This window comes from uncultured Haliea sp. (assembly GCF_963973825.1).
Classification (GTDB): domain Bacteria; phylum Pseudomonadota; class Gammaproteobacteria; order Pseudomonadales; family Halieaceae; genus Haliea.
On record NZ_CAXBAE010000003.1, the window covers coordinates 191,267 to 202,779 of the forward strand.

The 11,513-nt window shown below is 61.3% G+C and carries 12 protein-coding genes; all 12 read right to left on the reverse strand.

Annotated elements, in window-relative coordinates:
* Position 1: 1 nt before the first annotated feature.
* The gene (gene atpG, locus AACZ17_RS05640) at positions 2-865 is read right to left on the reverse strand and encodes a F0F1 ATP synthase subunit gamma (protein WP_290740830.1); all 864 of its coding nucleotides are present in this window, start codon (positions 863-865) and stop codon (positions 2-4) included.
* Between the two features lie 15 nt (positions 866-880).
* The gene (gene atpA, locus AACZ17_RS05645; protein WP_290740833.1) at positions 881-2,425 is read right to left on the reverse strand and encodes a F0F1 ATP synthase subunit alpha; all 1,545 of its coding nucleotides are present in this window, start codon (positions 2,423-2,425) and stop codon (positions 881-883) included.
* Positions 2,426-2,441: 16 nt separating this feature from the next.
* Positions 2,442-2,978: a F0F1 ATP synthase subunit delta gene (locus tag AACZ17_RS05650; protein ID WP_290740837.1), complete on the reverse strand. Its 537-nt coding sequence runs from the start codon at positions 2,976-2,978 to the stop codon at positions 2,442-2,444.
* Between the two features lie 13 nt (positions 2,979-2,991).
* Entirely contained in the window at positions 2,992-3,462 is a 471-nt protein-coding gene (locus AACZ17_RS05655; RefSeq protein WP_290740841.1) for a F0F1 ATP synthase subunit B, read from the reverse strand.
* Between the two features lie 72 nt (positions 3,463-3,534).
* Positions 3,535-3,771, reverse strand: a complete 237-nt coding sequence (atpE, locus tag AACZ17_RS05660) for a F0F1 ATP synthase subunit C (RefSeq protein ID WP_027949997.1) — start codon at positions 3,769-3,771, stop codon at positions 3,535-3,537.
* Between the two features lie 39 nt (positions 3,772-3,810).
* Positions 3,811-4,689 (reverse strand): F0F1 ATP synthase subunit A, encoded by an 879-nt coding sequence (gene atpB, locus AACZ17_RS05665; RefSeq protein ID WP_290740847.1) that lies wholly within the window; start codon positions 4,687-4,689, stop codon positions 3,811-3,813.
* A 3-nt stretch (positions 4,690-4,692) separates the two neighbouring features.
* Entirely contained in the window at positions 4,693-5,112 is a 420-nt protein-coding gene (locus AACZ17_RS05670; RefSeq protein ID WP_290740849.1) for an ATP synthase subunit I, read from the reverse strand.
* 248 nt (positions 5,113-5,360) lie between these two features.
* Positions 5,361-6,257 carry a ParB/RepB/Spo0J family partition protein gene (locus tag AACZ17_RS05675; RefSeq protein ID WP_290740852.1) on the reverse strand — a complete coding sequence of 299 codons (897 nt, stop codon included), beginning with the start codon at positions 6,255-6,257 and terminating at the stop codon, positions 5,361-5,363.
* 9 nt (positions 6,258-6,266) lie between these two features.
* Entirely contained in the window at positions 6,267-7,070 is an 804-nt protein-coding gene (locus AACZ17_RS05680; protein WP_290740855.1) for a ParA family protein, read from the reverse strand.
* A gap of 21 nt (positions 7,071-7,091) precedes the next feature.
* A complete protein-coding gene (gene rsmG, locus AACZ17_RS05685) occupies positions 7,092-7,748 on the reverse strand; it encodes a 16S rRNA (guanine(527)-N(7))-methyltransferase RsmG (RefSeq protein WP_290740858.1) in 657 nt (218 codons plus the stop codon).
* Between the two features lies 1 nt (position 7,749).
* Positions 7,750-9,678 carry a tRNA uridine-5-carboxymethylaminomethyl(34) synthesis enzyme MnmG gene (gene mnmG / locus AACZ17_RS05690; protein ID WP_290740861.1) on the reverse strand — a complete coding sequence of 643 codons (1,929 nt, stop codon included), beginning with the start codon at positions 9,676-9,678 and terminating at the stop codon, positions 7,750-7,752.
* A gap of 441 nt (positions 9,679-10,119) precedes the next feature.
* Positions 10,120-11,481, reverse strand: a complete 1,362-nt coding sequence (mnmE, locus tag AACZ17_RS05695; RefSeq protein ID WP_290740864.1) for a tRNA uridine-5-carboxymethylaminomethyl(34) synthesis GTPase MnmE — start codon at positions 11,479-11,481, stop codon at positions 10,120-10,122.
* Positions 11,482-11,513: the final 32 nt, after the last annotated feature.

Here is an 11,513-nt window from a genome sequence, read left to right on the forward strand (position 1 = left end):
CCTAGCCGATTGCCGCCGCACCGCTGACGATTTCCGACAGCTCCTGCGTAATCGCCGCCTGTCGTGCCTTGTTGTAGATCAACTGCAGGTCATCGATCAGTTCACCGGCGTTGTCAGTCGCGTTCTTCATGGCCAGCATCCGCGCGGCCTGCTCGCAGGCACCGTTTTCCACCACCGCCTGGTACACCTGCGATTCGATATAGCGCGTCAACAGGCTTTCCAGCAGCTGCATCGCATCGGGCTCGTAGATATAGTCCCAGTGGTGCTTCATTTCTGCGCTGTCTTCCGCCAGCAGGGGCAGCAACTGCTCAACACTGGGGCTCTGGGTCATGGTGTTGACGAACTCGTTGCTGACCAGGAACAGGCGATCGATCTGCCCTTCCTCGTAGGCGTCCAGCATGGTCTTCACACTGCCGATGAGGTCGCCCAGAGTAGGTTCCTCACCGATATCACGCACAGCCGCCTTGACGTTACCGCCGTAGCTTTTGAAGAACGCCGCCGCCTTGGCACCGATCAGGCACAGGTCGATGCCCACGCCCTGGTCCGCCCAGCCTTTCATGGCCTTGACGGTGGCTTTGAACAGGTTGATGTTCAAACCGCCACACAGGCCGCGATCGGTTGACACCACCACAAAACCCACGCGCTTGACCTCGCGCTCGATCATGTAGGCGTGCCGGTACTCCGGCGCGGAGTTGGCAATATGCCCGACCACCGCGCGCATACGACGCGCATAGGGCTTGCCCAGGGCCATACGCTCCTGGGCTTTGCGCATTTTGCTCGCCGCGACCATTTCCATGGCGCTGGTGATCTTCTGCGTACTCCGGATACTGTGGATCTTTGTCCGGATTTCTTTTCCGACTGCCATCTGCTGTCCTCGGGGTTACCAGGTTTGCGTGGCCTTGAACTTTTCGATCGCCGCCTTGAAGGCAGACTCGATCTCGTCGTTGTAATCGCCGGTTTCGACAATCTTCTTCATCAGGTCGCCGTACTCGCTGTGCATGAAGGACAGCAGAGACGCTTCGAAGTCGCGAATCTTGTTCACTTCAACACTGCGCAGGTGACCCTCGTTGGCAGCGTAAAGCACGATACCCATGTCGGCGATGGAGCGCGGCGCGTATTGTCCCTGCTTCATCAGCTCGGTGACCCGCTCACCCTGGTCCAGCTGGGCCTTGGTGGCCTCGTCGAGGTCCGATGCAAACTGGGAGAAGGCCGCGAGTTCGCGGTACTGGGCCAGTGCGGTACGGATACCCCCGGACAGCTTCTTGATGATCTTGGTTTGCGCCGCACCGCCCACACGGGAGACCGAGATACCCGCGTTCATCGCCGGACGTACGCCCGCGTTGAACATGTCGGCCTCAAGGAAGATCTGCCCGTCGGTGATCGAGATCACGTTGGTCGGTACGAACGCAGACACGTCACCCGCCTGGGTTTCAATAACGGGCAGTGCGGTGAGTGAGCCTGTCTTGCCCTTCACTGCACCCTTGGTCATCTGCTCCACGTAGTCGGCATTCACCCGTGCAGCGCGCTCGAGGAGGCGGGAGTGCAGGTAGAACACGTCACCGGGGTACGCTTCACGACCGGGGGGACGGCGCAGCAGCAGTGAAATCTGGCGGTAGGCCCAGGCCTGCTTGGTCAGGTCGTCGTAAATGATCAGTGCGTCTTCACCGCGATCGCGGTAGTACTCGCCCATGGTGCAGCCGGCGAAAGGTGCCAGGAACTGCATCGCCGCCGGGTCGGAGGCTGTCGCGGCGACCACGATGGTGTGCTCCATGGCACCGTGCTCTTCCAGCTTGCGTACCACCGAGGCCACCGAAGAGGCCTTCTGGCCGATCGCCACGTAGATACACTTGATGCCGGTACCCTTCTGGTTGATGATCGCGTCGACGGCGATGGCGGTTTTACCCACCTGGCGGTCGCCGATGATCAGCTCGCGCTGGCCACGGCCGATGGGCACCATGGCATCGATGGCCTTGAGGCCGATCTGCACGGGCTGGTCCACCGACTGGCGGGCGATAACGCCGGGCGCCACCTTTTCCAGGGCGTCGGTCAGCTTGGCGTTGATCGGGCCTTTACCGTCGATCGGGTTACCCAGTGCATCGACCACGCGGCCCTGCAGTTCCGGGCCCACAGGCACTTCGAGAATACGGCCGGTGCAGCGGCAGGACTGGCCCTCGGCCAGATTCTTGTAATCGCCGAGGATCACCGCGCCCACGGAGTCGCGCTCCAGGTTCAGCGCCATCCCGAAGATGCCGCCTTCGAACTCGATCATTTCACCGTACATCACATCGGTGAGACCGTAGATACGAATAATACCGTCGGTCACCGATACCACGGTGCCTTCGTTGCGCGCCTCGGATGACACATCAAGCTGGTCGATGCGCTGCTTGATCATCTCGCTAATTTCTGACGGATTCAGTTGCTGCATGCTCTGTTCCTCAATCCTACAAATTCATTGCCGCGGCGAGCTTGTTCAGCCGACCGCGTACGGAACCATCGATCACCAGATCGCCGGCCCTGATCAACACACCGCCCAACAGCTTGGGATCTGTCGAGGTGTGCACGTTTATTTTCCGCTCCAGGCGCTTGCTCAGGGCGGAGGCCAGCTTTTCAGTCATATCGTCCGCCAGATCAAACGCAGACACGACCTCGACATCCACTGACTTTTCGTGGTTCGCCTTGTAGCCGGCAAACAACACGGTGATCTGCGGCAACAGGAGCAGACGCTTGTTCTGCGCCAGAATGTTCAGGAAGTTGCGCAGGGCAGGACCGAGATCCTCGCCACACACATCAGCCAGCAGAGTTGCCAGCTGCGCACCGTCCTTCTCCGGATCGCGCAACAGCGCCTGCATGCGACTGTCGCGGCTGACGGCAGCGGCAAGCTGCAACTGCGGCAACCACTCGGCCAGGCTCTGGCTGTCGCGGGCGTACTCGAATGCCGCCTTCGCGTAGGGGCGGGCCAGCGTGGTCAGTTCGGCCATAACGTCCTCACCATCAAAGCTCTGCAGCCAGTTTATTCACCAGGTCCGCGTGGGCGTCCTGGTCAATCGTTGCCCCGAGCACTTTCTCTGCACCCGCCAGCGACAGCGCGGCGACCTGCGCGCGCAAAGCTTCGCGGGCGCGGTTGGTTTCCTGCTCGATTTCGGAGCGCGCAGCAGTTTTCACCCGCTCCGCTTCCGTCAGCGCCGCTGTTTTCGCTTCTTCCACAATCTGGCTGGCACGCTTGTTGGCGGAGTCGACTATGCCCGCCGCTTCGTGCTTGGCTTCTTTCAACCGCTCAAGCGCTTTTTCCTGCGCCAGTTCCAGATCGTGACTGGCACGATCAGCGGCTGCCAGGCCATCCGCAATCTTCTTTTCGCGCTCCTGCATGGCCGCAATGATGGGCGGCCAGACAAACTTCATGCAGAACCAGACGAAGCCGAAAAAGGCTATGACCTGTCCGATAAGCGTAAGGTTGATATTCACGCCATACTCCTCACAGATATGGTGGGGCAGCCGGTACGGCCGCCCCGCTCACGGTTGCGTTGTTGGTCGTGCTCAGGCCATACCAGGGGCGACAACGAAGATCAGGTACATCGCCAGACCCACGCCGATAATCGGAATAGCATCCACCAGGCCGGCGCCCAGGAAGAAGGTCACCTGCAGTTTGGGAGCCAGTTCAGGCTGACGCGCAGAACCTTCGATGAGTTTGCCGCCGAGCATGCCAATACCGATAGCCGCACCCAGACCACCGAGGCTGATCATAATTGCAGCAGCAATAAGAACTAATTCCATGATTTTCTCCTAGCGTTAATAACCAAAGTTAAAGGTGAATCAGTGGTCTTCGTGGGCCATGCTGAGATAAACGATCGTCAGCACCATGAAGATGAAAGCCTGCAGGGTGATCACCAGAATGTGGAAGATCGCCCAGCCGATCTGCAGCAGGCCTGCCGGCACCATCCAGGCCAGACCGGCACTGAACAGGGCTGCAATCAGGATAAATATCATTTCACCGGCATACATGTTGCCGAACAGTCGCAGTGCGAGCGAAAACGGCTTGGCCAGCAGACCGACAATCTCCATGAACAGGTTCACGGGGATGAACAGCGGATGATTGAACGGGTTCATGGCCAGTTCCCGGGCAAACCCGAAGCCCTTGACCTTGATGGAGTAATACAGAATCAGGATCAGCACACCGATGGCCATGCCGAACGTGATATTGGGATCGGTAGAAGGCACGATCTTGTGGTATTCAACGCCCAGCGCCATCATCAGTTCGGGTACTACGTCCACGGGCACCAGGTCCATCAGGTTCATCAGGAATATCCAGACGAAGATGGTGAGGGACAGCGGGGCGATGAGCGGGTTACGACCGTGGAAGGTGTCGCGCACGGTGTTGTCAACAAACTGGACGATCATTTCCACCGCACTGGTGAGACCGCTGGGCACATCGGAGGAGGCTTTCTTGGCAACGCGATAAAACAGCCAGCTGAACAGGATACCGAGTCCGATAGACCAGGCCATTGAATCCACGTGGATTGCGGTGAAACCCATGGCAGCGGCCTCGGCACCGCCGTGCGCCATGACCCATGCGCCGCCATCACCCACGATGGAACCGTCGTAGCGCTCATAACCGGCAGGCAGCTTGCCATAGGTCAGGTTGGTCAGGTGGTGGACAATGTACTCTGAAACCGTCTGGTTCTCGCCTGCCATCGATCACAACTCTTGTTTCGGTGTTTCGGTTTGTTTCTGCTGGCGGCGCATCAAAAACCACCAGCTTCCTATCGTTTGTACTATCAGCATCGCCACATATCCGGCGAACACCGCGGCAGCTTCCAGCGGCCGCAACACAACGAACACGGCGGCAAACCCCACCGCGCTCAGGAGGAACTTTCCGATCTCGCCGCTCAGTGCCGACCGCGCTATCTCGGAGGCTGAGCGGGCGCCGCGCGCGCGAAACAGCTTTGCAGCGAACCAGGCCTGTGGCACCACCGCCACCGCACCGCCACATAATGCTGACACCGCCGCCGTTTCATCCAGTGCCAGCCAGACCAGCAGACACGAAGGAACGAGCGTGGCCAACTGCAGCAGCGCTACGCGGTGGATCGGGGGGGAGGGAATGCTGTTCGCGCTCACGCGAAACTCCTGCCGAGCCCCTTGCCAACTGCCACACGATTGTTCCTCGTTTTGGGCGCCCGCATTATAGGGGCATTGGCTGGCGGGTTCAACCAAATCCGGCGCTTCCGGGTACGAAACATCCCTGACGTTGGCAGCATGTTGGCGCCTGTTTGCCCCGTTTTGCCGCGAATACGGGGAGACCTACTTTATCTGGTAGCGTGCGTGTCGGCAGCCACTAGATGCTGTGGTGAAGCCCGCCCCCGCGCCTAGTGGATGTGGCTCAGAATACCGTCCAGTTCGTCCAGGCTGTTATAGGTCAGCACCAGCTTGCCCTTGCCCTTGGCACCGTGCTGGATTTGCACGCGCGCGCCGATTTTCTGCGACAGGTCATCCTGCAGCTGGCGGATGTTCGGGTCCAAACGCGGTGCCTCTTCCCGCGGCGCATCCTTGCGCGCCAACAGCCCGCGCACCAGCGCTTCGGTCTGGCGCACGGAAAGGCCTTTGCCGACCACGGTTCTCGCGGCCTGCGATTGCGCGGCACCCTCGATACCCAGCAGTGCCCGGGCGTGCCCCATTTCCAGGTCGCCACGCTCCAGCAGCAGACGCACATCGCTTTGCAGCGACATGAGACGCAACAGGTTGGTGACGGTTGAACGGGACTTGCCCACCGCATCGGCGACTTCCTGCTGGGTGAGCTGAAATTCCTGCTGCAGGCGCTGCAGCGCGATGGCTTCCTCAATCGGATTGAGGTCCTCGCGCTGGATGTTCTCTATCAACGCCATGGCAATGGCGGCTTCATCGCTGACGTCACGGATAACCGCGGGAACCTGGTCCAGGCCCGCCAGCTGCGCCGCGCGCCAGCGACGCTCGCCGGCGATGATTTCGTATTTGCGGTCGCCTATCGGGCGCACCACAATGGGCTGCATGATGCCCTGGGCACGAATACTGTCCGCCAGTTCCTGCAGGGATTCCGGGTCGATGTCACGACGCGGCTGGTATTTGCCACGCTGTATCAGGTCTACGGGCAAGTCCTTGAGCACCTGCTGCTGGCCCTTGTCATCGCCGGCGGCCGGGGCATCACCGTCTCCCGCGTCACGGGACTGTGTGCCAGCGCCCAGCAGCGCATCCAGGCCGCGCCCCAAACCCCGTTTTCTGGATGACATTGTGCTCTCCTATTCCTTGACCACGGTGCCTGCAGCGGCGGCGCGGCGCTTTTCATCGCGGCGAATGACTTCTCCCGCAAGGGCCATATAGGCCCGGGACCCGCGGGAGTGCCGGTCGTAATACATCACCGGCAGACCGTGGCTGGGCGCCTCGGCGAGGCGCACGTTGCGCGGGATAACCGTACGATAGACTGCCTCGCCGAAGTGTTCGTGCAACTGGTTGGAAACCTGGTTGGTCAGGCTGTTGCGGGGGTCATACAGCGTGCGCAGGATGCCCTCAATGCGCAGCAGCGGATTCACGGACTCCGTAACACGCTGGATGGTATTCACCAGCGCCGATAGCCCCTCCAGGGCGAAGTATTCACACTGCATTGCAATCAGCACACCGTCGGCAGCGACCAGACCGTTGAGCGTGAGCATATTCAGTGACGGGGGACAGTCGATGAGAATGTAGTCGTACACGGAAGAGACTTCGCGCAGCGCCGTGTTCAGTCGGCGTTCACGCTGCTCAACCCCGATCAGCTCCACCTCGGCGGCTGTGAGGTCGTCGTTGGCGGGGAGCACATCGTAGCCACCCTCCGGTACCCGCTGGGTGATGAGGTTCACCGGCGCCCGGTGCACCAGCACGTCATAGATGCTGCGCTCGACGCTGTGCTTGTCCACCCCGCTGCCCATCGTTGCGTTGCCCTGGGGATCCAGATCGACCAGCAACAGGCGCTGTTTCATCGCTGCAAGGGACGCCGCCAGGTTGACGGAGGTGGTGGTTTTGCCCACACCGCCTTTCTGGTTTGCAATTGCAAGAACTCGTGCCAAGGCGCACTCCCGTAATGTTGGCTAGGGCCGATGCTGGTTATCGATGGTCGGCAACAGGGCAAGTTCTACCAAGTGACGCTGCTCGTCAAGCCCCGGTACCTGCAGGGGCCTGATGTGGCGCACAGCGCAGTGTTGCGTAATCGCCTGCAGTTCATCATCGGGGCGTGCGCCCTTCATGGCAAGCAAAACACCACCCGGCGCCAGTAAATGCCGGGTGACGGCCAGCATATCCTGGAGTGAGGCAAACGCCCGGGAGAGCACCACATCGAAGCCCTGTTCTGGTGTGAAGTTTTCAGCCCGGCTGTGATGCACCGTCACGTTGTCCAGCCCCAGCGCGGTTCTGGCCTGGAACAGGAAGCGGGTCTTCTTGCCATTGCTGTCCAGCAGATGAAACTCGCGCCCGGGAAACAGGATCGCCAGGGGAATACCGGGCAATCCGGCGCCGGTGCCCACATCAATGCAGCGGCTGCCGGTGAGCCACGGCGCTACCGCCAGGCTGTCCAGCAGGTGCCGGGTCACCATGGCGGCGGGTTCGCGAATGGCTGTCAGGTTATAGGCGCGGTTCCACTTCACCAACAACGCGAGGTAATCGAGCAACAGTTGTTGTTGCACAGCGCTGCTGGCAACGCCCAGGGCGTTGAGCCCGGCGCTCAGCTGCCGCGCAAGTGCCGCGTCCAACTCAGGCGCTTATGCGTTCGCTGCCACGCTCGAGAGCGCCGCGCTTTTTGAGATAAATCAGCAGCAGGGACACCGCCGCGGGTGTTACCCCGGGAATTCGGCCCGCACGCGCCAGGGTCGACGGGCGCGCCTCACTGAGTTTCTGGCGCACCTCGTGCGACAGGCCATCGACGGTGCTGTAATCCAGTGAGTCGGGTAGCGGGGTCTGCTCGTAGCGGCGCAGGCGGGCAATCTCTTCCTGCTGTCGGTCAATATAGCCGGCATACTTGGCCTGGATTTCCACCTGCTCGGCGGCCTGCTCGTCTGCCAGCGGTTCCCCTTTCAACGCAGCCACGTCGGCATAACCAATGCCGGGCCGCTTCAGCAGGTCGGCGAGGCTGTACTCCCGGGTCAGGGGTCCTTTCAGCCTGGGCTCCAGCGTTGCCGCTGCGGCCGTTCCCGGGTGTATCCAGGTGGTCGCGAGGCGTTGCGTTTCCCTGGCGATGGCATCGCGTTTACGCGCGAACCGGGCCCAGCGCACGTCGTCGATCAACCCCAGGCGGTGAGCGGTTTCCGTGAGACGCAGGTCGGCGTTGTCCTCGCGCAGCAGCAGGCGATACTCCGCGCGGGAGGTAAACATGCGGTAGGGCTCCAGGGTACCCAGGGTTATCAGGTCATCCACCAGCACGCCGATATAGGCTTCGTCGCGCCGCGGACACCAGGGTTCCTTGCCCTGCACCGCCAGCGCTGCGTTGAGACCGGCCAACAGGCCCTGTGCCGCTGCCTCTTCGTAACCCGTGGTGCCGTTGATCTGCCCTGCAAAGTACAGGCCGGGCAGGGCACGGGTCTCCAGCGAATACTGCAGGTCGCGGGGGTCGAAGTAATCATACTCGATGGCGTACCCGGGCCGTGTGATGTGCGCGTTTTCAAACCCTTTGATGGAGCGGACCAGGGCAAGCTGCACATCGAAGGGCAGGCTGGTGGAAATACCATTGGGGTACAGTTCGCTGGTGGTCAGGCCCTCGGGCTCAATGAACACCTGGTGCGATGCCTTGTCGGCAAAGCGGTGAATTTTGTCTTCAATGCTGGGGCAGTAGCGAGGCCCCACGCCCTCGATCACCCCCGAGTACATCGGTGAGCGGTCGAGGCCGCCACGGATAATGTCGTGGGTGCGTTCGTTGGTGTGCGTTATCCAGCAGCAGCGCTGCTGCGGACGCTCGGCAACGCTGCCCAGAAACGACATGGCGGGCGCGTCTGCATCGCCCCACTGCTCTTCGAGAGCGCTGAAGTCCACACTGCGCGCATCAATACGCGGCGGTGTGCCGGTTTTCAGCCGGTCAACACGGAAGGGCATTTCGCGCAGGCGCTGGGCCAGGGCGATGGAGGGCGGGTCGCCGGCGCGCCCTCCGGCACTGTTTTGCAGACCGATGTGAATCTTGCCGCCGAGGAAGGTGCCGGTTGTCAGCACGACGGTGGGGGCACGGAAAATCAGCCCCATCTGCGTGACCGCGCCTGCGACGCGACCCTGTTCCACCAGAAGGTCATCTACGGGCTGCTGAAAAATCGATAACCCGGGCTGCGCCTCGATGATTTCACGAATGGCATTGCGGTAGAGCACACGGTCCGCCTGCGCACGCGTCGCGCGCACCGCTGGACCCTTGCGCGCATTCAACACGCGAAACTGGATACCCGCACGGTCTGTGGCCCGAGCCATGGCGCCGCCAAGGGCATCCACTTCTCGCACCAGATGGCTTTTGCCGATGCCGCCGATAGCCGGGTTGCATGACATCTGGCCCAGGGTGTCGACACTGTGGGTCAGGAGCAGGGTGCGACAGCCCATACGCGCAGCCGCGAGGCAGGCTTCGGTGCCAGCGTGGCCGCCGCCGATCACAATCACATCAAAGCTCTGTTGGTATTCCACGCTGCTGCGCCTCCTGGGCCGGCGGGTCATTGCCGGGCCGGCGATTATACGTCCGGGAGGTCAGTTGTTCAAAAGATGTTCTGTGTTTTCTCGGGCCTCGGTGCATGTTTTGCTGCGACATATCTGTGTGTGTAATGCATTAAATAAATACACATTGAAAGATGAAAGAATAGAACTGATATTGTTATTGAATAGCGGGCCGTTATCGGTGAACAAGCGGATTTTATTTATAAATTTCAATGACTTGCTGCAATGATAAGCAGGCGATGAAGCGCTGTTCCTGGCGTGGTTTGCCTGTGTGTGCACTGGGGATCGAAACCGGGGGTGGCTTCAGCGCGACAGGCGGGTAGGTGTTTGCCCCCAGTTCACTACCGCGTTGCACGTCCGATTGTCCACAGGGTTATCCGTTGCCGGACACTGGCGACAAAACAGCGGCAAAAGCTGTGTACAAACTGTGGCCAGGGTCGCGATTTATTTACCGATGCAGAAACTGGAGAATATCTCGCCCAGCAGTGCGTCACTGGACATTTTTCCAGTGATTTCGCCCAGGGTGTCGTGGCAGAGACGCAGGTCCTCTGCCAGCAGCTCTCCTGCGCCCGCCTCCTCCAACTGTCGACGCCCGTTCTCCAGGTGTTCTGCCGCGATCGAGAGCGCCTGCAAGTGCCGGCGCCGTGCACTGAAGGTATCACCGGCAGCGCCCGCGTAACCGATACACTGTTTGAGGTGTTCGCGCAGCAGTGGTACCCCGGCCCCCGAACGGGCGCAAAGACGCACGATGACGGTGTCGGCCTCCTGAATCACTGCCGGTGCCGCGCCGGCCAGGTCACATTTGTTGTGGATAAGCGTCACCGGCACAGCGCTTGCGGGATAACCGGGCCAGAGGTCGTCGGGTAGTGGGCTGTCGTCATTCATGTCGACCACCAGGAGTATGCGATCTGCGCTGGCGATTTCGCGTTGTGCGCGGCGGATGCCTTCCCGCTCCACGGCGTCGTCACTGGCGCGCAGCCCCGCTGTATCCACAATGTGCAGGGGCATTCCATCAATCTGGATATGTTCTCGCAGGATGTCCCGTGTGGTTCCCGCAATGTCCGTGACGATGGCACTTTCCTGTCCTGCCAGGGCGTTCAACAGGCTGGATTTGCCGGCGTTGGGGCGCCCGGCAATGACGACCTTCATGCCCTCGCGCAACAGGCTTCCCTGCTGTGCCGCCGTCATCACCGCGTCCAGTTGTGCGGCCAGGGCCTGCAACGAATCTGCCACGTGTCCATCGGCCAGAAAGTCGATCTCCTCCTCCGGGAAGTCGATGGCGGCCTCCACGTACACACGCAAGCGGGTGACCTCCGCGACCAGCCGGTCGATTTCCTGCGAGAAGGCGCCCTGCAGGGAGCGGTGTGCATTGCGTGCCGCCTGCTCGGTGGTGCTGTTGATCAGGTCGGCGATGGCTTCTGCCTGCGCCAGGTCGAGCTTGTCGTTCAGGTAGGCGCGCTCCGAGAATTCCCCTGCCCGTGCCTGTCGCGCGCCCAGCGCAAGGCAGGCGGCGACCAGCAGGTCCAGTACGACCGGCCCGCCGTGCCCCTGTAGCTCGACAACGTCTTCCCCCGTGAACGAATGGGGTGCGGGAAAATAGAGGGCGATACCGCTGTCCAGCGACGCTCCCCGCTCATCCGCAAAGCCGCAGAAATGCGCGTGTCTCGGGGTGAGCCGTTTGCCCGTAATACGTTCGGCGATGGAGGCAGCGGAAGGACCGGACAGGCGTACAATGCCGATGCCACCGCGTCCGGGCGCAGTGGCTATGGCGGCAATCGTGTCTGCGTTGTAGGGAGTAGTTGTCACAGCGGCAGTATACGCCAGCCGCGCAGCGCCCC

Excerpts from the sequence above, each read along its gene's own strand:
- atpG (WP_290740830.1), bottom strand. The coding sequence starts at position 865 with ATGGCAGTCGGAAAAGAAATCCGGACAAAGATCCACAGTATCCGGAGT.
- atpA (WP_290740833.1), bottom strand. The coding sequence starts at position 2,425 with ATGCAGCAACTGAATCCGTCAGAAATTAGCGAGATGATCAAGCAGCGC.
- AACZ17_RS05650 (WP_290740837.1), bottom strand. The coding sequence starts at position 2,978 with ATGGCCGAACTGACCACGCTGGCCCGCCCCTACGCGAAGGCGGCATTC.
- atpE (WP_027949997.1), bottom strand. The coding sequence starts at position 3,771 with ATGGAATTAGTTCTTATTGCTGCTGCAATTATGATCAGCCTCGGTGGT.
- atpB (WP_290740847.1), bottom strand. The coding sequence starts at position 4,689 with ATGGCAGGCGAGAACCAGACGGTTTCAGAGTACATTGTCCACCACCTG.
- AACZ17_RS05675 (WP_290740852.1), bottom strand. The coding sequence starts at position 6,257 with ATGTCATCCAGAAAACGGGGTTTGGGGCGCGGCCTGGATGCGCTGCTG.
- mnmG (WP_290740861.1), bottom strand. The coding sequence starts at position 9,678 with ATGACCCGCCGGCCCAGGAGGCGCAGCAGCGTGGAATACCAACAGAGC.